The sequence below is a fragment of the Streptomyces tateyamensis genome (assembly GCF_003205575.1).
Taxonomy (GTDB): Bacteria; Actinomycetota; Actinomycetes; order Streptomycetales; family Streptomycetaceae; genus Kitasatospora; species Kitasatospora tateyamensis.
The window spans coordinates 67,869-91,757 of sequence record NZ_PYBW01000053.1 but is presented as its reverse complement, the minus strand read 5'-3'; the positions used below and the strand labels follow the sequence as shown (position 1 = coordinate 91,757).

Below are 23,889 nucleotides of genomic sequence, written 5' to 3'. Positions count from 1 at the left end.
ACGCTACGAGACAGCCGACGGTCCATCTTACATGACCTCGGAGGTGACCCTGCTCAGTGCTGGGCCGGCACGGTGAGCGGCACCACCTGGGCGGTGCAGGCCGCGCAGCGCGAGGCCGCGTCCGGGATCTCGGTGAGGCACTCCGGGCACGGGCGCTTGGCCGCCTTCGGCTTCTTCGGCAGGTAGCGCGCGCTGGCCTTGGCGATCGGCAGCACCACCATGAAGTACAGCACCGCGGCGGTCAGCACGAAGGAGATCAGCGTGTTGACGAACTCCCCGTAGGGGAAGATCACCCGGTGGGCCACCGTGGTGGTCTTGCTGCTGAAGTCGCCGGTGGCGCCGGTGGCCAGGCCCACCAGGGGAGTCAGGAAGGCCTTCACGAAGGAGTTGACCACCCCGGTGAACGAGGCGCCGATCACGATGCCGACGCCCATGTCCACGACGTTGCCGCGCATCATGAAGTCGCGAAAGCCCTTGAGCACTGTTACCCCTATTGTCCGATTGGCTCGCGGTCGAGCCCGGACTATACCGGCTCAGCCCAGCGGGTCGGGAGCTGCGGTCACGCCCAGCGCCGCGAGCTGCGCCTTGCCGCCGTCGAAGGCGGTGAGCACCAGCGGGCCGTGCTCGGTCACCGCGACCGAGTGCTCCCAGTGCGAGGCCCAGGTGCCGTCGTTGGTCACCACGGTCCAGTCGTCCTCCAGCACCGAGGTGTGCGGGGTGCCCAGCGAGACCATCGGCTCGATCGCCAGCACCGTGCCGGGCACCAGCTTCGGGCCCTTGCCGCGGCCGCGCTCGACGTAGTTCAGCACGTGCGGCTCCATGTGCATCGCGGTGCCGATGCCGTGGCCGCCGTAGCCCTCGGTGATGCCCCACTTGCCCTTGGGCGGCAGCGGCTGGCGGCGGATGAAGCCCTCGATCGCCTTGGAGACGTCGACCAGGCGGTTGCTCTTCTTCATCTGCGCGATGCCGGCCCACATCGAGCCCTCGGTCACCCGGGAGAGCATCTCCACCTCGGGCGCGACCGCGCCGACCGGGACGGTGATCGCCGCGTCGCCGTGCCAGCCGTCCACGATGGCACCGCAGTCGATGGAGATCACGTCGCCCTCCTGCAGCACCCGGTCGCCGGGGATGCCGTGCACCACCTCGTTGTTGACCGAGGCGCAGATCACCCCCGGGAACCAGAGGCCGCCGTGGTGGGCGCGGAAGTTGGAGGTGGCACCGTGGTCGGTGATCACCTTGTCGGCGATGTCGTTGAGTTCCTGGGTGGTCACCCCCGGAGCGACCGCCTCCCGGCAGGCCTTGAGCGCCTCGGCCACGACCAGCCCGGCGACCCGCATCTTCGCGATCTGCTCGGGGGTCTTGATCTCCACCATCTGGCCAACGCCTTTCGTCGGTAAGTTCGCGCCGGGTCCTTGCCCGGCGGTCGGGCTACTCCCCCACGGTACGACGCCGCACGGCCGTGGCTCCCCGGTTCGGGGTGCCACGGCCGTGCGGGACGTACGCGGGTGGTTACTTCTTGAGCGCGTCCACCGCGCGCTGGGTGACCTCGTCCACGGTGCCCAGCGCCGGGATGGTGGTCACCAGGCCCTGCTGGACGTAGTAGTCGATGATCGGCTCGGTCTCCGTGTGGTAGACCTCCAGCCGGGTGCGCACCGACTCCTCGGTGTCGTCCGAGCGCTGGTAGAGCTCGCCACCGCACTCGTCGCAGACGCCCTCGGCGGCCGGCGGGTTGTACACCACGTGGTAGACGTGCGCGCCGTTGTTGCGGCAGATCCGGCGGCCGGCGATGCGCTTGACCACCTCGTCCTCGGGGACCTCCAGGTCGAGCGCCCCGTCCAGGCCGATGCGCTGCTCGGAGAGGAACTCGTCCAGTGCCTTCGCCTGGGCCAGGTTGCGCGGGAAACCGTCGAGCAGGAAACCGCCGGCGGTGTCCGACTGCAGCAGCCGGTCCTTGGCCATCCCGATGGTCACCTCGTCCGGTACGAGCTGACCCTTGTCCATGTAGCCCTTCGCCTCGAGCCCCAGCGGGGTGCTCTGGCTGATGTTGGCCCGGAACAGGTCACCGGTCGAGATGTGGGGAATGGACAGGGTCTTGGCGAGCACGTGCGCCTGAGTACCCTTCCCGGCCCCCGGAGGTCCGACGAGGACGATACGCATCAGCGGAGGAACCCTTCGTAATTACGCTGCTGGAGCTGGCTCTCGATCTGCTTAACAGTTTCGAGTCCGACACCGACGATGATGAGGATGCTGGTGCCACCGAACGGGATCGTGGTGCTCGCGTTGAGGGCGACCAGGCCGATCATCGGGATCAGCGCGATGAGGCCCAGGTAGAGCGAACCCGGCCAGGTGATGCGGGTCAGCACGTAGTTCAGGTATTCGGCGGTCGGTCGGCCCGCCCGGATACCCGGAATGAAGCCACCATACTTCTTCATGTTGTCGGCGACTTCTTCGGGGTTGAAGGAGATCGCGACGTAGAAGAAGGCGAAGAACACGATCAGCACGAAGTACGAGATCATGTACGCCGGGTGGTCACCCTTGGTGAAGTTGTTCTGGATCCAGACCGCCCAGCCCGCCTTGCTGTTGGTCAGCTGGGCGACCAGCGCCGGGATGTACAGCAGCGAGGAGGCGAAGATGACCGGGATGACACCGGCCTGGTTGACCTTCAGCGGGATGTAGGTCGAGGTGCCGCCGAACGCGCGGCGGCCGATCATGCGCTTCGCGTACTGCACCGGGATCCGGCGCTGCGCCTGCTCGACGAAGATGACCAGGACCACCACGACGATGCCGACGGCGATCACCGCGAAGAAGTCGAACCAGCCGCCGGCGATCTTGCCGAGCTTCTTGATCGTCCACAGGTTGCCGGGGAAGCCGGCCGCGATCGAGGTGAAGATCAGGATCGACATGCCGTTGCCGATGCCGCGGTCGGTGATCAGCTCACCGAGCCACATGATCACGGTGGTGCCGGCGGTCATGCAGATGACCATGGTGGCGATCCGGAACACCGAGGTGTCGGGCACCACCTGGTTGCCCACCGGGCAGGTGGAGAACAGCGCGCCGTTCGAGGCGGTGGCGACGATGCCGGTGCCCTGCAGGATGGCCAGCGCGATGGTCAGGTACCGGGTGTACTGGGTGATCTTCGTCGTCCCGGCCTGGCCCTCCTTCTTCAGCGCTTCGAGTCGCGGGATCACGACGGTCAGCAGCTGCAGGATGATGCTGGCGGTGATGTACGGCATGATGCCGAGCGCGAAGATCGTCAGCTGCAGCAGCGCACCGCCGCTGAACAGGTTGACCAGGCCGAACAGCCCGTTCTTGCTCTCGTTCACACACGTGTGGACGGCCTTGAAGTTCACCCCGGGCACCGGCACGTGCGCGCCGAGCCGGAACAGCACCATGATGCCCAGCGTGAACAGCAGCTTCTTGCGCAGGTCGGGCGTCTTGAACGCCCGCGCGAACGCACTGAGCACGGTGCCTCCTGCGCCTCCCGCACGTCGTCGGCGGGAGGGTCGGTCCAGATGGACGGGGTTGGTAAGGGGGGTCGGGCGCTCCCGGCAGGCCACGCGGCCGGGGATGGCCGCAACCTACAAGGGAACTCCACGGACTCTAACAGTGTGTGGCCACTCCGAAGAAGCCAACCGGGAGCGCGATTGCGAGCACGGCGCCCAGATGCCCGGATTTGGCCTGGCTTGGGTGTGGATCACGTGGTCATCGGCACACGGCCGACCCGGCAGCAGCAGAGCGCCCCGCCCCTCTAACGAGGGACGGGGCGCTCTGTGACGATCAGTCAGCCAAGCTTCTGATCCGGCGGACCGGGGGTCAGATCAGCTCGGTGACGGTGCCGCCGGCGGCCTTGATCTTCTCGGCGGCGGAGCCGGAGACGGCGTCCACCGAGACCTGCAGGGCCACCGAGATCTCGCCGGTGCCGAGCACCTTGACGAGCGAGTTCTTGCGAACCGCGCCCTTCTGGACGAGACCCTCGACCGTGACCTCGCCACCCTGCGGGTAGAGCTCGGCCAGCTTGTCGAGGTTGACGACCTGGAAGGTCACCTTGAAGGGGTTCTTGAAGCCCTTGAGCTTCGGCAGGCGCATGTGGAGGGGCATCTGGCCACCCTCGAAGCGCTGCGGAACCTGGTAACGGGCCTTGGTGCCCTTGGTGCCACGACCGGCGGTCTTGCCCTTGGAGCCCTCACCGCGACCGACACGGGTCTTCTCGGTCTTGGCACCGGGGGCCGGACGCAGGTTGTGAACCTTGATCGGGTTGTCAGACATGATCAGTCCACCTCCTCGACCGTGACGAGGTGACGCACGGTCTGGGCCATCCCGCGGATCTCGGGACGGTCCTCCTTGACGACCACATCGTGCATGCGCTTCAGACCCAGCGAGCGCAGCGTCTCGCGGTGGTTCTGCTTGCTGCCGATGTAGCTCTTGGTCTGGGTGATCTTCAGGCGAGCCATCAGACACCAGCCCCAACCGAAGCAGCGGCAGCAGCCGTGCCGGCCGCGCGAGCGCGCAGCAGGGCGGCGGGAGCCACGTCCTCCAGCGGCAGGCCACGGCGGGCGGCGATCTCCTCGGGGCGCATGAGGCCCTTCAGAGCAGCCACGGTGGCGTGCACGATGTTGATCGCGTTGTCCGAGCCGAGCGACTTCGACAGGATGTCGTGGACGCCGGCGCACTCCAGCACGGCACGCACCGGACCACCGGCGATAACACCGGTACCCGGGGAAGCCGGCTTCAGGAGCACGACGCCAGCGGCCTTCTCGCCCTGGACGGGGTGCGGGATGGTGCCCTGGATACGGGGAACCTTGAAGAAGTTCTTCTTGGCCTCCTCAACACCCTTGGCGATGGCGGCCGGAACCTCCTTCGCCTTCCCGTAACCGACACCCACGGTGCCGTCACCGTCGCCCACCACGACCAGCGCGGTGAAGCTGAAACGACGACCACCCTTGACAACCTTGGCGACACGGTTGATCGCGACCACGCGCTCGACGTAAGCAGTCTTCTCGACGGCGGGGGCACTGCCCCGGTCGTCACGCTTACGGTCGCGCCGCTCGCCACCGGTGCCGCCGCCGGCGCCGCTACCGCGGCGCTGGGGTCCAGCCATTGGAATTACCTCTCTCGATTACGTCCGCCGACTAAGTCGACGAGCGGCTTAGAAGTCGAGCCCGGCCTCGCGGGCCGCGTCCGCCAGGGCGGCGATGCGGCCGGCGTACCGGTTGCCCGCGCGGTCGAAGACGACCGACTCGATGCCGGCAGCCTTGGCGCGCTCGGCGACCAGGCTCCCGACCTTCTTGGCCAGCTCGGTCTTGTCGCCCTCGGCGCCCTTGATGGACACGTCGAGGGTGGACGCCGACGCCAGGGTGTGACCCTTGGCGTCGTCGATGACCTGGGCGACCATGTGACGGTTCGAACGCGTCACGACGAGGCGCGGACGCACCTCGGTGCCGGTGACGCGCTTGCGAACGCGGATCGCGCGGCGCTTGCGGGCGGCGTTCTTGTAGGCGTTGCCCTTGCCGATCTTGACAGAGACGCTCATCGCTTACTTACCACTCTTTCCGACCTTGCGGCGGATGACCTCGCCCGCGTACTTGACGCCCTTGGCCTTGTACGGGTCGGGCTTGCGCAGCTTGCGGATCTTCGCGGCGACCTCGCCGACCTTCTGCTTGTCAGTGCCGTCCACGTGGAACTTGGTGGGCGACTCGACCACGAAGGAGATGCCCTCCGGGGCCTCGACCAGGATCGGGTGGCTGTAGCCGAGCGAGAACTCCATCGAGGAGCCCTTCGCCGCGACGCGGTAACCAACACCGCTGATCTCCAGCGACTTGCGGTAGCCCGCGGTCACGCCGGTGATCATGTTCGCCACCAGCGTGCGCGACAGGCCGTGGAGGGCCTTCGACAGTCGCTCGTCGTTCGGGCGAGAGACCACCAGGGTGCCGCTCTCGTCCTTGCTGATCTCGATCGGCGCAGCGACGACGTGGGTGAGCGAGCCCTTGGGGCCCTTCACCGAGACCGTCTGGCCATCGATGGTGACGTCCACGCCGGCGGGAACCGGGATGGGCAGCCGTCCAATACGCGACATTGCTGTACCTCCGTTTCCCGAATTACCAGACGTAGGCGAGAACTTCTCCGCCTACGCCCTTCTTGGCGGCCTGCTTGTCGGTGAGGAGACCCGAGGACGTGGAGATGATCGCCACGCCCAGGCCGCCGAGCACCTTCGGCAGGTTGGTGGACTTTGCGTAAACACGCAGACCCGGCTTGCTGATGCGCTTGATGCCGGCGATGGAGCGCTCACGGTTCGGGCCGAACTTGAGCTCGATGGTGAGCTTCTTGCCCACCTCGCCCTCGCTCGGGTCCTCGACCTTGTAGGAGGAGATGTAACCCTCCTGCTGCAGGATCTCGGCGACGTGCGCCTTGAGCTTGCTCGACGGCATCGCGACACTGTCGTGGTACGCCGAGTTCGCGTTCCGCAGACGCGTGAGCATGTCTGCGATGGGGTCAGTCATGGTCATGGTGGCCTCAGGCCTCTCTCGCCGTGGTTTCTCCGCGCCAGGTCCCCCCGCCGCACTCAGGAGTGCGGTGAGGGCACAGACGCAGGGGACCTGCGACGTTAGTAAGACTGGGTGCGAGCCCTTCCAGAGAAGAGCCGCGGACATCCATGGGAATGCCGCGGCAGGGGGCCCGACCCCACTACCTTACGGGATCCCTGACGGGAACCCAAAAGTAGGGAGGGCGGGCCGCTCTGCTTCGCAGTGGTGTGCCTAGCGCTCCGGGACTACCAGGAGCTCTTGGTCACGCCCGGCAGCTCGCCGCGGTGCGCCATCTCACGGAGGCACACACGGCAGAGGCCGAACTTGCGGTACACGGAGTGCGGACGACCGCACCGCTGGCACCGGGTGTAGGCCCGCACGCCGAACTTCGGCTTACGCTCGGCCTTCGCGATGAGGGACTTCTTCGCCATTGGCTCACGCCTCCTTGAACGGGAAGCCCAGAGCGCGCAGGAGCGCCCGGCCCTCGTCGTCGGTCTGAGCGGTGGTCACGACGGTGATGTCCATACCGCGCTGACGGTCGACCTTGTCCTGGTCGATCTCGTGGAACATAACCTGCTCGGTCAGACCGAAGGTGTAGTTGCCACGGCCGTCGAACTGCTTCGGGGAGAGGCCACGGAAGTCACGGATACGCGGCAGCGCCAGCGACACCAGACGGTCCAGGAACTCCCACATGCGGTCACCACGGAGGGTGACGTGGGTGCCGATCGGCTGACCCTCGCGCAGCTTGAACTGCGCGATGGACTTGCGGGCCTTGGTCACGGCCGGCTTCTGACCGGTGATCGCGGTCAGGTCCTTGATCGCGCCCTCGATCAGCTTGCTGTCGCGGGCGGCCTCGCCAACACCCATGTTGACCACGACCTTGACCAGGCCGGGGATCAGCATGACGTTCTCGTACGAGAACTCTTCCTGCAGCTGACCCTTGATCTCGGAGTTGTAACGCTCCTTGAGACGGGGGGTCACCTTCTCAACAGTCGTCTCAGACATCAGATGTCCTCACCGGTTCGCTTGGCAACGCGGATCTTGTTGCCCTCGTCGTCGAAGCGGTAGCCCACGCGGGTGACGACCTTCTTGCCGTCCTTCTCCACGACCAGCTGCACGTTGGAAACGTGCACCGGGGCCTCGACGGTGACAATGCCACCGGCGGTGCCCTGGCCGGGCTTGGTGTGCTTCTTGACCCGGTTCACACCCTCGACCAGGACCTTGTTCTCAGTCGGCATGGCCTGGATGACCTTGCCCTGCTTGCCCTTGTCCTTGCCGGTGATGACCTGAACCAGGTCACCCTTCTTGATCTTCATGCTGTTCGCCATGGTTAGAGCACCTCCGGCGCCAGCGAGATGATCTTCATGAACTTCTTGTCGCGCAGCTCGCGGCCCACCGGGCCGAAGATGCGGGTACCGCGGGGGTCACCATCGGTGTTCTTGAGAACGACAGCGGCGTTCTCGTCGAAACGGATGTAGGAACCGTCCGGACGACGGCGCTCCTTGACCGTGCGGACGACGACGCACTTGACGACGTCGCCCTTCTTCACGGAACCACCGGGGATCGCGTCCTTGACGGTGGCGACGATGACGTCCCCGATACCGGCGTAGCGGCGACCGGAGCCACCGAGAACGCGGATGCAGAGAATCTCCTTGGCACCCGTGTTGTCGGCGACACGCAGTCGCGACTCCTGCTGGATCACAGCTTTCTCCTGATCGTCAACGAAAGTCGACCGGCCGGCCGCTGCTCACACCGGCATTCCCGAGGGAACCCGGTGCACATACGGCCGTACCGCATCGGCTTCGTTACTTGGCCTTCTCGAGGATCTCGACGACGCGCCAGCGCTTCGTCGCGGACAGCGGGCGGGTCTCCGCGAGGAGGACCCGGTCACCGATGCCGCACGCGTTCTGCTCGTCGTGCGCCTTCAGCTTGTTCGTACGGCGGATGACCTTGCCGTACAGAGCGTGCTTGACGCGGTCCTCGACGGCGACGACGACGGTCTTGTCCATCTTGTCGCTGACGACGAGACCCTCGCGGGTCTTGCGGAAACCGCGCGTCTCGTTGGTGTTCTCAGTCATCAGGCGCTCTCCACCGTCTCGATGCCCAGCTCGCGCTCGCGCATCAGGGTGTAGATCCGCGCGATGTCCTTACGGACCAGCCGGAGCCGTCCGTGGTTGTCGAGCTGTCCGGTCGCCGCCTGGAAGCGGAGGTTGAACAGCTCCTCCTTGGCCTCACGGAGCTTGGCAACGAGACCCTCGTTGTCCAGCTCGCGAAGCTCAGCAGCCTTGGTGCCGGCCGACATCAGCTCTCACCGTCCTCGCGCCGGACGATCCGGCACTTCATCGGCAGCTTGTGCGCGGCGCGGGTGAGCGCCTCGCGAGCCACCTTCTCGTTCGGGTACGACAGCTCGAACATGACCCGACCCGGGTGCACGTTCGCGATCCACCACTCCGGCGAACCCTTACCGGAACCCATGCGGGTCTCGGCCGGCTTCTTGGTGAGCGGCCGGTCCGGGTAGATGTTGATCCAGACCTTGCCGCCACGGCGGATGTGACGGGTGATCGCGATACGAGCGGACTCGATCTGACGGTTCGTCACGTAGGCCGGGGTGACGGCCTGGATGCCGAACTGGCCGAAGGCCAGCTCGGTGCCACCCTTGGCAGCGCCACGGCGCTTCGGGTGGTGCTGCTTGCGGTGCTTGACCCGACGGGGGATCAGCATGGGGTCAGGCCTCCGTTCCGGTGCTCTCGGCAGCCGGAGCCTCGGTCACCGGGGCCGCGGGGGCCTCGGCAGCCGGACGACGGCCACCACGGGCGCCGCCACGCTCGCCGCCACGGCCACCGCGCTCGCCGCCACGCGCGGGGCGGGCGTCGTTGCGGGCCGGACGGTTGCCCGAGCGGGCAGCGGCGTTCTCAGCGCGGACCTCGGCGATGTTCTTGACGTCGCCCTTGTAGATCCAGACCTTCACGCCGATGCGGCCGAAGGTCGTCTTGGCCTCGAAGAAGCCGTAGTCGACGTTCGCGCGCAGGGTGTGCAGCGGCACACGGCCCTCGCGGTAGAACTCCGAACGGCTCATCTCGGCGCCGCCGAGACGACCGGAGCACTGGACCTTGATGCCCTTGGCGCCGGACTTCATGGTGCCCTGCATGCTCTTGCGCATGGCACGGCGGAAGGAGACGCGGCTGGACAGCTGCTCCGCGACGCCCTGAGCCACGAGCTGGGCGTCCAGCTCGGGGTTCTTGACCTCGAGGATGTTCAGCTGGACCTGCTTGCCGGTCAGCTTCTCGAGGTCGCCGCGGATGCGGTCGGCCTCGGTGCCACGGCGACCGATGACGATGCCGGGGCGAGCGGTGTGGATGTCGACGCGGACGCGGTCGCGGGTGCGCTCGATCTCGACCTTGGAGATGCCGGCGCGCTCCATGCCCTTCGTCATCATGCGACGAATGGCAACGTCTTCCTTGACGTAGTCCTTGTACAGCTTGTCGGCGTACCAGCGGGACTTGAAGTCCGTGCTGATGCCGAGGCGGAACCCGTGCGGGTTAACCTTCTGGCCCATTACCGGGTCCCTTCCTTGCTGCTGACGACCACGGTGATGTGGCTGGTCCGCTTGCGGATCCGGTAGGCACGGCCCTGGGCGCGCGGACGGAACCGCTTCAGGGTCGGGCCCTCGTCAACGTACGCCTCGCTGATCACGAGGTCGTCCACGTTGTTGTGGTTGTAGTTGTGCACGGCGTTGGCAATGGCGCTGTCGAGCACCTTGCCCACCGGCACGGTGGCGGCCTGCGGAGCGAACCGCAGGATCGCCTGGGCCTCCGTGGCATTCAGGCCACGGATGAGGTCCACCACGCGGCGGGCCTTCATGGGCGTGACGCGGATGTACCGCGCCTGGGCCCTGGCTTCCATAGTTGTCCCCTTAATGGAGTAAGTCACTTAGTCGTTCTGGCGCTCAAGCTCGCGTAGCGACTAGCGGCGCTTCGACTTGCGGTCTTCCTTCACGTGCCCCTTGAAGGTGCGCGTGGGGGCGAACTCGCCGAGCTTGTGGCCGACCATCGACTCGGTGACGAACACCGGGACGTGCTTGCGGCCATCGTGAACCGCGATCGTGTGACCGAGCATGCTCGGGCTGATCACGGAGCGGCGGGACCAGGTCTTGATGACGTTCTGGGTACCCGCCTCGTTCTGAGCGTCCACCTTCTTGATGAGGTGGCCGTCGATGAAGGGGCCCTTCTTGAGACTGCGCGGCATCTGACCTGCTCCTAGCGCTTCTTGTTGGTCTTGCGGCGGCGCACGATGAGGGAGTCCGAAGCCTTGTTCGGCTTACGGGTGCGTCCCTCCTTCTGACCCCACGGCGAGACCGGGTGGCGACCACCAGAGGTCTTACCCTCACCACCACCGTGCGGGTGGTCGATCGGGTTCATGGCCACACCACGCACGGTCGGGCGGACGCCCTTCCAGCGCATACGGCCGGCCTTGCCCCAGTTGATGTTCGACTGCTCGGCGTTGCCGACCTCGCCGACGGTGGCGCGGCAGCGCACGTCGACCAGGCGGATCTCGCCGGAGGGCATGCGCAGGTGCGCCATGCGACCCTCACGGGCGAGCAGCTGGATGCCGGCACCGGCGGAGCGGGCCATCTTGGCACCGCCACCGGGACGCAGCTCCACCGCGTGAATGGTGGTACCGACCGGGATGTTGCGCAGCGGCAGGTTGTTGCCCGGCTTGATGTCGGCCGTCGGGCCGTTCTCGATCCGGTCGCCCTGGCCGATGCCGCGCGGCGCGATGATGTAGCGCTTCTCGCCGTCCGCGTAGTGCAGCAGCGCGATGCGCGCGGTGCGGTTGGGGTCGTACTCGATGTGCGCGACCTTGGCCGGCACGCCGTCCTTGTCGTGACGACGGAAGTCGATCACACGGTAGGCGCGCTTGTGTCCGCCACCCTGGTGGCGTGCGGTGATACGACCGGCGTTGTTGCGGCCACCCTTGCTGTGCAGGGGGCGAACCAGCGACTTCTCCGGCGTGGACCGCGTGATCTCGACGAAGTCGGCCACGCTGGAGCCGCGGCGGCCCGGCGTAGTCGGCTTGTACTTGCGGATACCCATTTCTGTCCTCGTCCTTAACGACGATCCGACTCTCCGTTAGGAGACCGGACCACCGAAGATGTCGATGCGGTTGCCCTCAGCCAGCGTCACGATGGCGCGCTTGGTGTCCTTGCGCTTGCCAAAGCCCGTCTTGGAGCGCTTGCGCTTGCCCTGACGGTTGAGCGTGTTGACGGACTCGACCTTGACCGAGAAGACCGCCTCGACGGCCTGCTTGATCTGGGTCTTGTTGGCACCGGGCGACACGACGAACGTGTACTTGTTCTCGTCGAGGAGCGCGTAGCTCTTCTCGGAGATGACCGGCTTCACCAGGACGTCACGCGGGTCCGTGAACGTCTTGCTCGTGATCTCTGCAGCCATCAGGCGGCGCTCCCTTCGAGCTCGCCCTCAGCAGCCACAGCCTTGGCGGACGCGGCGGGACCCGCCACGAAACGCTCGAAAGCAGCCCGGGTGAAGACCACATCGTCGGAGACGAGCACGTCGTAGGTGTTCAGCTGACCGGCGTCCAGGATGTGCACGTTCGGCAGGTTGCGAGCGGACTTGAGGCCCAGCTCGTCCGCACGCTCGACGACCAGGAGGACGTTCTTGCGGTCGGTGATCTTGCCGAACAGGCTCTTGGCGGCCTTGGTCGACGGCGCCTCGGTCGCGGTCACGTCGGTGACGACGTGGATGCGGTTGTGGCGGGCCCGGTCGGTGAGCGCACCGCGCAGCGCGGCGGCGATCATCTTCTTCGGGGTCCGCTGCGAGTAGTCGCGCGGCACGGGACCGTGCACGACGCCACCGCCGGCGAACTGCGGCGCACGGGTCGAGCCCTGACGAGCCCGGCCGGTGCCCTTCTGGCGGTACGGCTTCTTGCCGCCACCACGGACCTCGCCGCGAGTCTTGGTCTTGTGGGTGCCCTGACGGGCCGCAGCGAGCTGCGCCACGACGACCTGGTGCATCAGCGGGATGCTGACCTTCGCGTCGAAGATCTCGGCCGGCAGCTCGAGGCTGCCCGCCTTGTCGCCAGCCGGCGACAGGATGTCAATGGTGCTCATTTCCTCACAGCCCCTTCGCCGCGGTGCGGACGAGGACGAGGCCGCCGTTCGGGCCCGGGACGGCGCCCTTGATGAGCAGCAGGCCCTTCTCCGCGTCGACCGCGTGCACGGTCAGGTTCTGGGTGGTCACACGCTCGTGGCCCATCCGACCAGCCATGCGCAGGCCCTTGAACACGCGGCCCGGGGTGGCGCAGCCACCGATGGAACCGGGCGAACGGTGCTTGCGCTGGGTGCCGTGACCGGCGCCGAGGCCCTTGAAGTTGTGACGCTTCATGACACCGGCGAAGCCCTTGCCCTTGGAGGTGCCGGTCACGTCGACCTTGACACCCGCCTCGAACAGCTCGGCGGTGATCTCCTGGCCCAGCGTGTACTCGGACGCGTCCGAGGTACGCAGCTCGACCAGGTGGCGGCGCGGGGTGACACCGGCCTTGGCGAAGTGACCCGCGAGGGGCTTGTTCACCTTGCGGGGGTCGATCTCGCCGAAACCGATCTGCACGGCGTCGTAGCCGGCAGCGCTGTCAGCGGTGTGGACCTGGGTCACGACATTGGGCCCAGCCTTGACGACGGTCACCGGAACGATCCGGTTGTTCTCGTCCCAGACCTGGGTCATGCCGAGCTTCTCGCCCAGGATGCCCTTAATCTGCTTTGCCATCTTCGGTGCGCCTCTCAGAGCTTGATCTCGATGTCGACACCAGCCGGGAGGTCGAGACGCATGAGCGAGTCAACCGTCTTCGGCGTGGGGTCGAGGATGTCGATCAGACGCTTGTGAGTACGCATCTCGAAGTGCTCGCGCGAGTCCTTGTACTTGTGCGGCGAGCGGATGACGCAGTACACGTTCTTCTCAGTGGGAAGCGGCACCGGGCCCGCGACCTGCGCACCAGTTCGGATCACCGTCTCGACGATCTTCTTCGCCGAGGAGTCGATGACCTCGTGGTCGTAGGCCTTGAGCCGGATGCGGATCTTCTGTCCCGCCATGGCTACTTCGTAGTCCTTCTGTCGTCGCTGCTTCTGCGACCGGATCAGTCCGGGTGGACTGGTCCGGCGGTGTCCCGGATGGTTGCCTCCGGCCCCCGCGCTCGGGCGTGTCGCGCCTGAGCCAGCAAAAGAGATGCACAGCACCTCTGGGGTCCGGGTCGGTCTTGCACCCGCGGAACGCCGGGTCGAGGCCCCGCCCACGCTTCCCGGAAGATTCCCGTACTTTCGCCCCGCAGCTGCCGCGGTGTCGCTTACACACCACTACGGCCCACATGCCGGCCCCGAGGGGCAGACACGGACCATATGAACGGCCATCACGGGAACGACGAGTAGATGGGACTCGCTTCCGGTCCTCCCGGCGGGAGGCGCGCAGCATCGGCACTCAACCGAGCAACTTGACTATCTTGCCATATCAAGGGCGTTTGACGCCAATCGCGCAGGGGTAGCCGCCTGATCCGCCGTCAAATCCTCGCCCACGGACGCCAAAGAGCCCCGGAACCCGCTCCTTCGAGCGGGTTCCGGGGCCCTTTTCGTGCTAGGTCAGAGCATCAATTACTTGATGATCTCGGTGACCTGGCCGGCGCCGACGGTCCGGCCACCCTCACGGATGGCGAACTTGAGGCCCTGCTCCATGGCGACGGGCTGGATCAGCGCGACGTCCATGGCGGTGTTGTCGCCCGGCATGACCATCTCGGTGCCCTCGGGGAGGGTCACGACGCCGGTCACGTCCGTGGTACGGAAGTAGAACTGCGGGCGGTAGTTGTTGAAGAAGGGGGTGTGACGGCCACCCTCGTCCTTCGACAGGATGTAGGCCTGGGCCTTGAAGTCGGTGTGCGGCGTAACCGAACCCGGCTTGATGATGACCTGGCCGCGCTCGACATCCTCGCGCTTGATGCCGCGGAGCAGCAGACCGACGTTCTCACCGGCCTGGCCCTCGTCGAGCAGCTTGCGGAACATCTCGATACCGGTGACCGTGGTGGTGGTCTTGGTGGTCTTGATGCCGATGATGTCGACGGTCTCGTTGACCTTGAGGATGCCGCGCTCGATACGACCGGTGACGACGGTGCCACGACCGGTGATCGTGAAGACGTCCTCGATCGGCATCAGGAACGGCAGGTCGGTGAGGCGCTCCGGGGTCGGAATGGCCTCGTCGACCGCGGCCATCAGGCCGAGGAGCTTCTCGCCCCACTCCTTGTCGCCCTCCAGCGCCTTCAGCGCGGAGACGCGGACGACCGGCAGGTCGTCGCCCGGGAACTCGTACTCGGAGAGCAGCTCGCGGACCTCGAGCTCGACGAGCTCCAGGATCTCCTCGTCGTCCACCATGTCGGCCTTGTTCAGGGCGACGACGATGTAGGGGACGCCGACCTGGCGGGCCAGGAGGACGTGCTCCTTGGTCTGCGGCATCGGGCCGTCGGTGGCGGCGACGACGAGGATCGCACCGTCCATCTGGGCCGCACCGGTGATCATGTTCTTGATGTAGTCCGCGTGACCCGGGCAGTCGACGTGGGCGTAGTGACGCGCCTCGGTCTGGTACTCGACGTGCGCGATGGAGATGGTGATACCGCGCTGACGCTCCTCCGGCGCCTTGTCGATCTGGTCGAACGGCGTGAAGGGGTTGATCTCCGGGTACGCGTCGTGCAGCACCTTGGTAATGGCCGCAGTCAGCGTCGTCTTACCGTGGTCGATGTGACCGATGGTGCCGATGTTGACGTGGGGCTTCGTCCGCTCGAACTTCGCCTTCGCCACTTCAGTCCTCCTGAGGACAGTTCTGTACGCCGTACGACGTCAGTTGGTCTTTGATCGGGTTGTGGCCCGAGGTGCTCTGACACACCCCGCGCCGTCCCGCGGATGGGGGCCGGAGCTGCCGGCGGGATCGGGGTACGACCCCACCGGCCTCTCCTATCAGCCTAAAGGTTCGGATTCGTCCTGATTCACGGGACGGATCCGCGACCGGGCTGACCGGTCTTACTCGCCCTTGGACTTGGCGATGATTTCGTCCGCCACGTTCCGCGGAACCTCGGCGTACGAGTCGAACTGCATCGAGTAGCTCGCGCGACCGGAGGTCTTGCTGCGCAGGTCACCGACGTAGCCGAACATCTCGGAGAGCGGCACCAGCGCGTTCACCACGCGGGCGCCGTGGCGCTCGTCCATGGACCGGATCTGGCCACGGCGGGAGTTGACGTCGCCGATGACCTCGCCCATGTACTCCTCGGGCGAGATGACCTCGACGGCCATCATCGGCTCGAGCAGGGCCGGGGACGCCTTGCGGGCGCCTTCCTTGAACGCCATGGAACCGGCGATCTTGAACGCGAGCTCGGAGGAGTCGACGTCGTGCGCGGCACCGTCGAGGAGCGTGACGCGCACGCCCTGCAGCGGGTAGCCGGCGAGCACGCCGAACTCCATGGCCTCCTGGCAGCCCGCGTCGACCGAGGGGATGTACTCCCGCGGCACGCGACCACCGGTGACCTTGTTCACGAACTCGTAGCCCTCGCCGGACTCCAGCGGCTCGATCGCGATCTGGATCTTCGCGAACTGGCCGGAACCACCGGTCTGCTTCTTGTGCGTGTAGTCGATCCGCTCGACGGCCTGACGGATCGTCTCGCGGTACGCGACCTGCGGCTTGCCGACGTTGGCCTCGACCTTGAACTCACGGCGCATGCGGTCGACCAGCACCTCGAGGTGCAGCTCGCCCATGCCCGCGATGATCGTCTGGCCGGTCTCCTCGTCCGTGTTGACCTGGAAGGACGGGTCCTCCTCGGCGAGACGCTGGATGGCGACACCCAGCTTCTCCTGGTCACCCTTGGACTTGGGCTCGATCGCGACGCGGATGACCGGGGCCGGGAAGTCCATGGACTCCAGGATGACCGGGTTCTTCTCGTCGGACAGCGTCTCACCGGTGGTGGTCTGCTTCAGGCCCATGACGGCGATGATGTCGCCGGCGCCCACCGAGTCGATCTCCTCACGCTTGTTCGCGTGCATGCGGTAGATCTTGCCGATGCGCTCCTTCTTGCCCTTGACCGAGTTCAGCACCGAGGTGCCGGACTCCAGGCGGCCCGAGTAGACCCGGACGAAGGTGAGCTTGCCGAGGTGCGGGTCCGACATGATCTTGAACGCGAGCGCGGCGAGCGGCTCGTCGTCCGAGGCCTGACGGACGATCTTCTCCTCGGCGTTGCCCGGCTTGGTGCCCTCGATGCCCTCGATGTCGAGCGGCGACGGCAGGTACTTCACGACCGCGTCGAGCAGGGGCTGGACGCCCTTGTTCTTGAACGCGGAGCCGCAGAAGATCGGGGTGAAGTCGGACGCCAGGGTGCCCTTGCGGATCGCGGCGACCAGCAGCTCCTCGGGGATGTCCTCGCCCTCGAGGGCGAGCTCCATCACCTCGTCGCTGGTGTTCGACACGGTGTCGATCAGCTGCTCGCGGTACTCCGCAGCCTGCTCGGCCAGGTCGGCCGGGATCTCGACGGTGTCGTACATCTCGCCCTTGGGCGCGTCGGCCGACCAGACCAGGGCCTTCATCTTCACCAGGTCGACGACGCCGGTGAAGTCACCCTCGGCGCCGATCGGCAGCTGCATGACCAGCGGGGTGGCGCCGAGGCGGTCCACGATGGTCTGCACGCAGAAGAAGAAGTTGGCGCCCGTGCGGTCCAGCTTGTTGATGAAGCAGATGCGCGGGACACCGTAGCGGTCAGCCTGCCGCCACACGGTCTCGGACTGGGGCTCGACACCGGCGACGCCGTCGAACACCGTCACGCCACCGTCCAGGACGCGCAGCGAACGCTCCACCTCGACGGTGAAGTCGACGTGGCCCGGGGTGTCGATGATGTTGATGGTGTTGTCGGAGCCGTCGAGCGTCCAGTGACAGGTCGTCGCGGCCGACGTGATCGTGATGCCGCGCTCCTGCTCCTGCTCCATCCAGTCCATGGTGGCAGCGCCATCGTGGACCTCACCGATCTTGTACGAGACACCGGTGTAGAACAGGATCCGCTCGGTGGTGGTGGTCTTGCCCGCGTCGATGTGCGCCATGATCCCGATGTTGCGGACCCTGGCGAGGTCAAGGGAGGTTGCAGCCATGGTGGCTCGTTCTCTCTCTGTCTAGTGACGGGGTACGGACTACCAGCGGTAGTGCGCGAAGGCCTTGTTGGACTCGGCCATCTTGTGAGTGTCCTCACGACGCTTCACGGAAGCGCCCAGGCCGTTGCTGGCGTCGAGGATCTCGTTCATCAGACGCTCGGTCATGGTCTTCTCGCGACGGGCGCGGGAGTAGCCGACCATCCAGCGCAGCGCCAGGGTGCTGGCGCGGCCGGGGCGGACCTCGACCGGGACCTGGTAGGTCGCGCCACCGACACGGCGGGACTTGACCTCGAGGGCCGGCTTCACGTTCTCCAGCGCGCGCTTGAGCGTCACGACGGGGTCGGAGCCGGTCTTCTCGCGGACGCCCTCGAGGGCGCCGTAGACGATCCGCTCGGCGGTGGAGCGCTTGCCGTGCAGCAGGATCTTGTTGACCAGCGAGGTCACCAAGGGGGAGCCGTAAACCGGGTCGATGATGACCGGGCGCTTCGGGGCGGGGCCCTTACGAGGCATTCTTACTTCTCCTTCTTGGCGCCGTAGCGGCTGCGGGCCTGCTTGCGGTTCTTGACACCCTGGGTGTCGAGCGAACCGCGGATGATCTTGTAGCGGACACCAGGAAGGTCCTTAACACGACCGCCACGCACGAGCACGATCGAGTGCTCCTGCAGGTTGTGGCCCTCGCCCGGGATGTACGCGGTGACCTCGATCCCGCTGGTGAGGCGCACACGGGCGACCTTACGAAGCGCCGAGTTCGGCTTCTTCGGGGTGGTCGTGTACACACGCGTGCAGACGCCGCGGCGCTGGGGCGAACCCTTCAGCGCGGGCGTCTTGTTCTTCTCGACCTTGTCCTGCCGGCCCTTCCGGACCAGCTGCTGGATCGTAGGCACCGTTTCTCCGTTTTCTGTGTGCCAAGGCTGGGTGAAACTAACCTGCGGCGTTCCCATGCGAGTTCCCAGCTCACGCCGAACCACGAGGTCGGGTGTGTTGGGCCCTGTCAGGGGGATGACTCACGCGGAATCCCATGGGCTGACGCACAGCGACGGCGCGGGCGGGGCGGGTGAGACCTCGCCACCGCAGCGGCCGGTGTGCTGGCACGCACAAGGACCCGGGGACACCCCAGGCACAAGGTCAGAGCGTACCTAGCGCATCGGGCGCGGTCAAAACAAATGCGACACCGCAGGTCGTGGCGGCATTGGCAGATATCCGTCGGACCGGCTGGAGCGGCCCGGGGATCAGGAGTGCACGGCGAGGGCGAACATGCCCAGCAGGAACAGCAGGGCCCAGCCGGCCACCGAAAGGTAACCCAGAACCAGACCGAATGTCGCCATCCCGTCCCCGCTCTCCTTGGTCCGGCGGATCTGCGAGCGGGCGATGTGTCCGGTCACCACCGCCGGGATCCCGGTGGCGCCCGCGGTCGGCACGCAGAGCAGGCCCAGGACCAGCGAGCCGATCGCCATGCCGTTGTTGGGCGTCGGGCGCACCGGCGGGGGCAGGAAGGCGGGCGGCACGGCCGCGGCGAGCGGGGCGGCCAGCGGAACCACCAGCGGACCGCTCGGCAGGTCGGCCACCAACTGGGCCAGCTGCCCGTACGTCTGGGCGCCGTGCGCCAGGTCGAAGCGCTGGGAGTACTCGTCGGCGGAGAGCCGGCCCTCGGCGTAGGCGGCCTTGAGCACGTCCACCGTCCGCTCGCGGTCGGTGTGCGCGGCCCGCATGGCGGCGTGCGCGGAGGTGGCCGCCGGGTAGTGGGCGGGAGCCGGGTACGGCGTGCGGGCGGGATACCCGTCACGAAGCCACGGCTGCATGTCACCCATCCGGACTCCTCCCCTAGTGCTTCCGAGGTAAGGACGCGCCGCGCCCGCCCGGGGTTCCGGCTCGACCGTACGGACTCATCATGCCCGCAACCCGGCTCCGGCATCATTGCCGGGTGACGGAGAACGCGGACTCGGCGACGGTGCGGCAGTGGGAAGAGGCGCTCGGCGCGGTCCTGGGGGCTGCTGCCAAAAGGGTGGACCGGGCGATGGACGACGGCGCCTCGGTGCTGGCCGCCTCCGCCGAGCACTGGCCGGCCGTGAGCCGGGCCCTGCTGGCGCTGACGGACCGGACGCTGGCCGGGCTCTGGGAGCGCGGCTGGCGGCCGGCCGACCTGGCCCGCCTGGTCCGCCGGGACCTGACCCCGGTGCACCAGGCGCTGCTGGTGGACCTGGTGGCCGCCCAGGGCCGGCGGCACGCCCCGGCCGCGCTGGACCGGCGCTGGCTGGAGCAGCTGCGGGAGCTGGCCGCCGAGGTCTGGTGGCCGGCCGACCAGGAGTACCTGGCCGGCTTCGCCGAGCGGCACCGGCTGGACCGCTTCGCGTTGGCCACCGCGGCGCTGGAACTGCTCGCCCTGCTGGCCCGGCTGCCGGTGATCGCGCCGGTCGGCCCGGTGCCGGGAGCCGCACCCGTCCAGCACCGGGCGCAGCTGCCGGTCCCGGGCGAGCCGCGGATGCTGTCCCGGATCCGCGCCCTGCTGGCCAAGGCCGAGTCCACCGAGTTCCCGCAGGAGGCCGAGGCACTGACCGGCAAGGCGCAGCAGCTGATGGCGCAGCACAGCATCGACGAGGCGCTGCTGGCGGCGGGTCAGGCGGGCCCGGCCGGGGCGGGGGTGCCCGGTGCGGTGCGGATCGGGGTGGAGAACCCGTACGAGGGCCCCAAGGCGATGCTGCTGGACGCGGTGGCGGCGGCGAACCGGTGCCGGGTGGTGTGGGCGAAGGAGTTCTCCTTCTGCACCGTGATCGGCTTCGACTCGGACCTGGACGCGGTGGAGCTGCTCTACACCTCGCTGCTGGTGCAGGCGACGGCCGCGATGCAGCAGGCCGGCAGCCGCCAGCACCTGGACGGCGCCTCCCGCACCCGGGCCTTCCGGCAGTCCTTCCTGGTCTCCTACGCGGCCCGGATCCGCGAGCGGCTGACCGAGGCCACCGAGCAGACCACCCGAGAAGCGGCTGCAGGGCGGCACCTGCGCCCGGACGGCACCGCCGAGCAGCTGGTGCCCGACGCCCGGCTGCTGCCCGCGCTGGCGGCCCGTGAGGAGGCGGTGGACACGACCACCGACCGGATGTTCCCCAAGCTGACCTCGCAGCGGGTGCGGGTCAGTGACGGCGAGGGCTGGGCGGCCGGCCGGGCCGCCGCCGACCGGGCCGCCCTGCACGGGCGGGCCCGGGTGGAGGGCAGGCGGAAGTAGCTCAGTCCCAACGGGCGCCGAAGGCCAGCAGCTCGTCCCGGTACTCCAGGTGTTCGACCCAGTCGGCCGGCCAGGCGTCGGCGCCGTGGTGGGCACCGGCGAAGGCGCCGGCCAGGCAGGCGAGCGAGTCGGAGTCGCCGGAGGAGAAGGCGGCCCGGCGGATCGCCAGCACCGGGTCCGCGGGGAAGAGCAGGAAGCAGAGCAGCGCGGTGGCCAGCGCCTCCTCGGCGATCCAGCCCTCGCCGGTCACCAGGCACGGGTCGGCCTCCGGGTCCGGGGCGGCGAGCGCGGCGTCGAGCCGGTCGAGGACGGCGAGGCAGTCGTCCCAGCCGCGGGCGATGAACTCCTCGGCCGAACGGTCGTGCGAGCGGGCGACCAGGTCGCCGAGCCAGGTCGCGTCGTAGGAGGTGCGCCGGCTCTGCGCGTGCGCGCGCAGCAGCGCGGGCAGCTCGGCGGGCCGGGCGCCCTCGGTGAGCAGCCGGACCGTGAAGGCGGTCAGCTCGCTGGCGGCCAGCGCGGTGGGGTGACCGTGCGTCAGCGCGGACTGGAGCTGGGCGGCGCCGCTGACCTGGCGCTCGGTCAGCTCCCGGACCAGGCCGAGCGGGGCCACCCGCATGTTGGCGCCGCAGCCCTTGGAGCCGATCTGACTGGCGTCCTGCCACAGCCGCTTCGGGCGGCTGAGCAGCTCGCAGGCCACCAGGCAGGTCCGCCCGGGCGCCCGGTTGTTCTCCGGCGAGCGCCACCACTCGACGAACTCCTCGCGCAGCGGCCCGGTCAGCCGCAGCGGGGCGAGCGGGCCGCGGTCCAGCGCGGTGCGCAGCGCCCGGGCCAGCGCCAGGGTCATCTGGGTGTCGTCGGTGACGATCGCGGGCCTGCGCAACGGCAGTTCGCGCCAGTCGCCGTAGGTGCGCTCGAGGTAGGCGAGGTTCTGGAACTCGGTCGGGAAGCCGAGCGCGTCGCCCAGTGCGAGGCCCAGCAGGGCACCGGTGGCACGTTTCATACCGTTCATACCGTCACCAGGAGTTCGGTCAGGCCGCGGATCACGTATCCGGGCTGCCACGCCGGTTCGCGCAGCAGGGCCAGGCCAGGGGCGCGGCGCAGCAGTGCGCCGTAGGACTCGGCCAGTTCGAGGCGGGCCAGCGGGGCGCCCAGGCAGAAGTGCGGGCCGGCGCCGAAGCTCAGGTGCGGGTTGTCGGTCCGGGTGACGTCCAGCCGGTCGGGGTCGGCGAACCGGGCCTCGTCGCGGTTGGCGGAGCCGAACAGCAGGGCGAGCTCGCTGCCGCGCGGGATCGTCACCCCGGCCACCTCGACGTCCTCCAGCACCCATCGCTCGAACATCTGCAACGGAGTGTCGTAGCGCAGCAGTTCCTCGACGGCGGTGGGCAGGTGGGCCTCCACGTCGGAGCGGAGCAGGGCCAGCTGGTCGGGGTTGCGCAGCAGCGCCCACCAGCCGTTCCCGGTGGTGTTGACGGTCGCCTCGTGGCCGGCGTTGAGCAGCAGCACGCAGGTGGAGACCATCTCCTGCTCGGTCAGCCGGTCGCCCTCCTCCTGGGCCGCGATCAGCGCGGAGATCAGGTCGGGGCCCAGGGCGGCGCGCCGCTCGCGGATCAGCGCCCGCAGGTAGTCGGAGAACTCGACGCTGGCGGCCACCGCCCGCTCGGCCGTGGCGGCCGAGGGGTTGAGCTCGAACATCCCGGTGATCGCGGCCGACCAGGGCCGCAGCAGGTGGCGGTCGGCGGCCGGCACGCCCAGCATCTCGGCGATCACCGCGACCGGCAGCGGCTCGGCCACCATCGCGATCAGGTCGCCACCGCCCTGCGCGATCAGCGCGGAGACCAGCTCGTCGGCCAGCCGGGCCACGGTCGGGCGCAGGTCCGCCACCATCCGCGGGGTGAAGGCCTTGGAGACCAGGCGGCGGATCCGGGTGTGGTCCGGCGCCTCCAGGTCCAGCAGGCCGTTGTCGTTGAGGGTGTGGAACGGCTCGTGTGCCGGGTCGGGGGCCGGACGCCCGAACTCCTCGTGGCTGAACCGGTGGGTGTAGGTGCGCCCGAGCCGGCGGTCCCGCAGCAGGGCGCTGACGTCCGCGTGCCGGGAGACCAGCCACTGCCCGGTGGCCTCGTGGAAGACCACCGGGGAGTGCGCCCGCAGCTCGGCGTAGACCTGGTACGGGTGCGCGACGAACGCCGGCGACCAGGGGTCGAAGCCCGTGGTCATGCCGCCACCCTGGCCACCAGCGCCGGCAGGGCGGTGGAGATGGGCTCCCGGACCACTTCGCTCGCCAACTCGTCGTACGGGGTCGGCTCGGCGTTCATGACGACCAGTCGGGCGCCGGCCTTGACCGCCACCTCGACCAGGCCGGCCGCCGGGTGCACCTGCAGGCTGCTGCCGACCGCGACGAACAGGTCGCAGGCCTGGGCGATGCCGGCCGCCTGCTCCAGCACCACCGGGTCCAGCGGCTCGCCGAACATCACGGTGGCGGGCTTGAGGATGCCGCCGCACTCCCGGCAGGGCGGGTCCGGCTCGCCGGCCGCCACCCGCTCCAGCGCCTCGGCCATCGTGCTGCGCACCCGGCACCGCACGCACTGCACCTGCTGCGCGGTGCCGTGCAGTTCGAGCACCTTGCGCGCGGGCATCCCGGCCTTCTGGTGCAGCCCGTCCACGTTCTGGGTGAGCACCCGCAGCGGCAGCGCCCGCTCCAGCTCGACCAGCGCCCGGTGCCCGGCGTTCGGCTCGGCGCCGAGGGCGCCCGCGTCCCGGCGCATCAGCCAGGCCCGCTGCCGCACCTCGGTGTCGGTCAGGTAGGGGCCGATGGTGACCAGGTCCTGCGCCGACGGATCGCGCTGCCACAGGCCGTTGGGGCCCCGGTAGTCGGGGATCCCGGAGTCGGTGGAGATTCCGGCACCGGTGAGGACGGCGACAAGGGTTCGGCTGGTCATGGAGCGAGGGTAGGCCGCCGCGCCGGGCGGGCGCACCCGGCT

General features: G+C 68.2%; 34 protein-coding genes. 1 reads left to right on the top strand and 33 read right to left on the bottom strand.

Translation table 11 applies throughout. The features are described from left to right. Nucleotides 1-53: 53 nt before the first annotated feature. The 30 genes from mscL to C7C46_RS16940 form a co-directional block, all read right to left on the bottom strand. Nucleotides 54-482 carry a large conductance mechanosensitive channel protein MscL gene (gene mscL, locus C7C46_RS17085; protein WP_110670545.1) on the bottom strand — a complete coding sequence of 143 codons (429 nt, stop codon included), beginning with the start codon at nucleotides 480-482 and terminating at the stop codon, nucleotides 54-56. A 51-nt stretch (nucleotides 483-533) separates the two neighbouring features. Next, nucleotides 534-1,373 (bottom strand): type I methionyl aminopeptidase, encoded by an 840-nt coding sequence (map, locus tag C7C46_RS17080; protein WP_110670543.1) that lies wholly within the window; start codon nucleotides 1,371-1,373, stop codon nucleotides 534-536. Nucleotides 1,374-1,509: 136 nt separating this feature from the next. Continuing rightward, complete coding sequence (locus C7C46_RS17075; RefSeq protein ID WP_110670541.1) at nucleotides 1,510-2,157, bottom strand: adenylate kinase; 648 nt, start codon at nucleotides 2,155-2,157, stop codon at nucleotides 1,510-1,512. Continuing rightward, on the bottom strand, nucleotides 2,157-3,464 hold the full coding sequence (gene secY / locus C7C46_RS17070; protein ID WP_110670539.1) for a preprotein translocase subunit SecY: 1,308 nt from the start codon (nucleotides 3,462-3,464) through the stop codon (nucleotides 2,157-2,159). Before secY ends, C7C46_RS17075 begins: the two co-directional genes overlap by 1 nt. Nucleotides 3,465-3,813: 349 nt before the next feature. After that, nucleotides 3,814-4,266 carry a 50S ribosomal protein L15 gene (rplO, locus tag C7C46_RS17065; RefSeq protein WP_425470086.1) on the bottom strand — a complete coding sequence of 151 codons (453 nt, stop codon included), beginning with the start codon at nucleotides 4,264-4,266 and terminating at the stop codon, nucleotides 3,814-3,816. Nucleotides 4,267-4,268: 2 nt separating this feature from the next. Next, nucleotides 4,269-4,451: a 50S ribosomal protein L30 gene (gene rpmD, locus C7C46_RS17060; protein WP_030300409.1), complete on the bottom strand. Its 183-nt coding sequence runs from the start codon at nucleotides 4,449-4,451 to the stop codon at nucleotides 4,269-4,271. Then, on the bottom strand, nucleotides 4,451-5,098 hold the full coding sequence (gene rpsE / locus C7C46_RS17055) for a 30S ribosomal protein S5 (RefSeq protein ID WP_110670537.1): 648 nt from the start codon (nucleotides 5,096-5,098) through the stop codon (nucleotides 4,451-4,453). Before rpsE ends, rpmD begins: the two co-directional genes overlap by 1 nt. 48 nt (nucleotides 5,099-5,146) lie before the next feature. Beyond that, the gene (gene rplR / locus C7C46_RS17050) at nucleotides 5,147-5,530 is read right to left on the bottom strand and encodes a 50S ribosomal protein L18 (RefSeq protein WP_110670535.1); all 384 of its coding nucleotides are present in this window, start codon (nucleotides 5,528-5,530) and stop codon (nucleotides 5,147-5,149) included. Between the two features lie 3 nt (nucleotides 5,531-5,533). Further along, on the bottom strand, nucleotides 5,534-6,073 hold the full coding sequence (rplF, locus tag C7C46_RS17045; protein WP_110670533.1) for a 50S ribosomal protein L6: 540 nt from the start codon (nucleotides 6,071-6,073) through the stop codon (nucleotides 5,534-5,536). 22 nt (nucleotides 6,074-6,095) lie between these two features. Then, nucleotides 6,096-6,503: a 30S ribosomal protein S8 gene (rpsH, locus tag C7C46_RS17040; protein WP_110670531.1), complete on the bottom strand. Its 408-nt coding sequence runs from the start codon at nucleotides 6,501-6,503 to the stop codon at nucleotides 6,096-6,098. Between the two features lie 263 nt (nucleotides 6,504-6,766). Continuing rightward, the gene (locus C7C46_RS17035) at nucleotides 6,767-6,952 is read right to left on the bottom strand and encodes a type Z 30S ribosomal protein S14 (RefSeq protein ID WP_030393303.1); all 186 of its coding nucleotides are present in this window, start codon (nucleotides 6,950-6,952) and stop codon (nucleotides 6,767-6,769) included. A gap of 4 nt (nucleotides 6,953-6,956) precedes the next feature. Further along, on the bottom strand, nucleotides 6,957-7,526 hold the full coding sequence (rplE, locus tag C7C46_RS17030) for a 50S ribosomal protein L5 (RefSeq protein ID WP_110670529.1): 570 nt from the start codon (nucleotides 7,524-7,526) through the stop codon (nucleotides 6,957-6,959). Further along, nucleotides 7,526-7,837 carry a 50S ribosomal protein L24 gene (gene rplX / locus C7C46_RS17025; protein ID WP_110670746.1) on the bottom strand — a complete coding sequence of 104 codons (312 nt, stop codon included), beginning with the start codon at nucleotides 7,835-7,837 and terminating at the stop codon, nucleotides 7,526-7,528. The genes rplE and rplX overlap by 1 nt, the downstream gene beginning before the upstream one ends. Before the next feature lie 14 nt (nucleotides 7,838-7,851). Continuing rightward, the gene (rplN, locus tag C7C46_RS17020) at nucleotides 7,852-8,223 is read right to left on the bottom strand and encodes a 50S ribosomal protein L14 (protein WP_030300391.1); all 372 of its coding nucleotides are present in this window, start codon (nucleotides 8,221-8,223) and stop codon (nucleotides 7,852-7,854) included. A 103-nt stretch (nucleotides 8,224-8,326) separates the two neighbouring features. Next, nucleotides 8,327-8,599, bottom strand: coding sequence for a 30S ribosomal protein S17 (rpsQ, locus tag C7C46_RS17015; protein ID WP_110670527.1), 273 nt, complete (start codon nucleotides 8,597-8,599; stop codon nucleotides 8,327-8,329). Next, nucleotides 8,599-8,823 carry a 50S ribosomal protein L29 gene (gene rpmC, locus C7C46_RS17010; protein WP_110670525.1) on the bottom strand — a complete coding sequence of 75 codons (225 nt, stop codon included), beginning with the start codon at nucleotides 8,821-8,823 and terminating at the stop codon, nucleotides 8,599-8,601. Before rpmC ends, rpsQ begins: the two co-directional genes overlap by 1 nt. Further along, on the bottom strand, nucleotides 8,823-9,242 hold the full coding sequence (gene rplP / locus C7C46_RS17005; protein WP_030232476.1) for a 50S ribosomal protein L16: 420 nt from the start codon (nucleotides 9,240-9,242) through the stop codon (nucleotides 8,823-8,825). Before rplP ends, rpmC begins: the two co-directional genes overlap by 1 nt. A gap of 4 nt (nucleotides 9,243-9,246) precedes the next feature. Beyond that, nucleotides 9,247-10,077 carry a 30S ribosomal protein S3 gene (gene rpsC / locus C7C46_RS17000; RefSeq protein ID WP_110670523.1) on the bottom strand — a complete coding sequence of 277 codons (831 nt, stop codon included), beginning with the start codon at nucleotides 10,075-10,077 and terminating at the stop codon, nucleotides 9,247-9,249. After that, complete coding sequence (gene rplV, locus C7C46_RS16995) at nucleotides 10,077-10,424, bottom strand: 50S ribosomal protein L22 (protein WP_035848166.1); 348 nt, start codon at nucleotides 10,422-10,424, stop codon at nucleotides 10,077-10,079. Before rplV ends, rpsC begins: the two co-directional genes overlap by 1 nt. Before the next feature lie 60 nt (nucleotides 10,425-10,484). Next, complete coding sequence (gene rpsS / locus C7C46_RS16990) at nucleotides 10,485-10,766, bottom strand: 30S ribosomal protein S19 (RefSeq protein ID WP_110670521.1); 282 nt, start codon at nucleotides 10,764-10,766, stop codon at nucleotides 10,485-10,487. A gap of 11 nt (nucleotides 10,767-10,777) precedes the next feature. Next, nucleotides 10,778-11,614, bottom strand: coding sequence for a 50S ribosomal protein L2 (gene rplB / locus C7C46_RS16985; RefSeq protein ID WP_110670519.1), 837 nt, complete (start codon nucleotides 11,612-11,614; stop codon nucleotides 10,778-10,780). A gap of 36 nt (nucleotides 11,615-11,650) precedes the next feature. Continuing rightward, on the bottom strand, nucleotides 11,651-11,971 hold the full coding sequence (rplW, locus tag C7C46_RS16980; RefSeq protein ID WP_073924305.1) for a 50S ribosomal protein L23: 321 nt from the start codon (nucleotides 11,969-11,971) through the stop codon (nucleotides 11,651-11,653). Next, the gene (gene rplD / locus C7C46_RS16975; RefSeq protein WP_110670515.1) at nucleotides 11,971-12,648 is read right to left on the bottom strand and encodes a 50S ribosomal protein L4; all 678 of its coding nucleotides are present in this window, start codon (nucleotides 12,646-12,648) and stop codon (nucleotides 11,971-11,973) included. Before rplD ends, rplW begins: the two co-directional genes overlap by 1 nt. A 4-nt stretch (nucleotides 12,649-12,652) precedes the next feature. Beyond that, a complete protein-coding gene (rplC, locus tag C7C46_RS16970; RefSeq protein WP_110670513.1) occupies nucleotides 12,653-13,300 on the bottom strand; it encodes a 50S ribosomal protein L3 in 648 nt (215 codons plus the stop codon). Nucleotides 13,301-13,314: 14 nt separating this feature from the next. Further along, the gene (gene rpsJ / locus C7C46_RS16965) at nucleotides 13,315-13,623 is read right to left on the bottom strand and encodes a 30S ribosomal protein S10 (RefSeq protein WP_012785157.1); all 309 of its coding nucleotides are present in this window, start codon (nucleotides 13,621-13,623) and stop codon (nucleotides 13,315-13,317) included. Between the two features lie 552 nt (nucleotides 13,624-14,175). Next, nucleotides 14,176-15,369 (bottom strand): elongation factor Tu, encoded by a 1,194-nt coding sequence (gene tuf / locus C7C46_RS16960; RefSeq protein WP_110670511.1) that lies wholly within the window; start codon nucleotides 15,367-15,369, stop codon nucleotides 14,176-14,178. Nucleotides 15,370-15,588: 219 nt separating this feature from the next. Beyond that, nucleotides 15,589-17,694, bottom strand: coding sequence for an elongation factor G (gene fusA, locus C7C46_RS16955; RefSeq protein ID WP_110670509.1), 2,106 nt, complete (start codon nucleotides 17,692-17,694; stop codon nucleotides 15,589-15,591). A 39-nt stretch (nucleotides 17,695-17,733) separates the two neighbouring features. Beyond that, complete coding sequence (gene rpsG, locus C7C46_RS16950; RefSeq protein ID WP_035848142.1) at nucleotides 17,734-18,204, bottom strand: 30S ribosomal protein S7; 471 nt, start codon at nucleotides 18,202-18,204, stop codon at nucleotides 17,734-17,736. 2 nt (nucleotides 18,205-18,206) lie between these two features. Next, entirely contained in the window at nucleotides 18,207-18,578 is a 372-nt protein-coding gene (gene rpsL, locus C7C46_RS16945) for a 30S ribosomal protein S12 (RefSeq protein WP_014144289.1), read from the bottom strand. 345 nt (nucleotides 18,579-18,923) lie between these two features. Beyond that, nucleotides 18,924-19,502 (bottom strand): DUF1707 and DUF4190 domain-containing protein, encoded by a 579-nt coding sequence (locus C7C46_RS16940; protein WP_342775408.1) that lies wholly within the window; start codon nucleotides 19,500-19,502, stop codon nucleotides 18,924-18,926. A 113-nt stretch (nucleotides 19,503-19,615) separates the two neighbouring features. On the opposite strand from C7C46_RS16940, the gene C7C46_RS16935 reads away from it, so the two are divergent. Further along, nucleotides 19,616-20,911: a DUF2786 domain-containing protein gene (locus C7C46_RS16935; RefSeq protein ID WP_245984464.1), complete on the top strand. Its 1,296-nt coding sequence runs from the start codon at nucleotides 19,616-19,618 to the stop codon at nucleotides 20,909-20,911. Nucleotide 20,912: 1 nt separating this feature from the next. On the opposite strand, the gene C7C46_RS16930 is transcribed toward C7C46_RS16935, so the two are convergent. From C7C46_RS16930 to C7C46_RS16920, 3 genes are read right to left on the bottom strand one after another with little or no spacing between them, the layout of a single operon-like run. Beyond that, on the bottom strand, nucleotides 20,913-21,920 hold the full coding sequence (locus C7C46_RS16930) for an ADP-ribosylglycohydrolase family protein (protein ID WP_245984463.1): 1,008 nt from the start codon (nucleotides 21,918-21,920) through the stop codon (nucleotides 20,913-20,915). Then, a complete protein-coding gene (locus C7C46_RS16925; RefSeq protein WP_110670503.1) occupies nucleotides 21,917-23,125 on the bottom strand; it encodes a cytochrome P450 in 1,209 nt (402 codons plus the stop codon). Before C7C46_RS16925 ends, C7C46_RS16930 begins: the two co-directional genes overlap by 4 nt. Further along, nucleotides 23,122-23,847: an SIR2 family NAD-dependent protein deacylase gene (locus tag C7C46_RS16920; protein ID WP_110670740.1), complete on the bottom strand. Its 726-nt coding sequence runs from the start codon at nucleotides 23,845-23,847 to the stop codon at nucleotides 23,122-23,124. The genes C7C46_RS16925 and C7C46_RS16920 overlap by 4 nt, the downstream gene beginning before the upstream one ends. Between the last annotated feature and the right edge of the window lie 42 nt (nucleotides 23,848-23,889).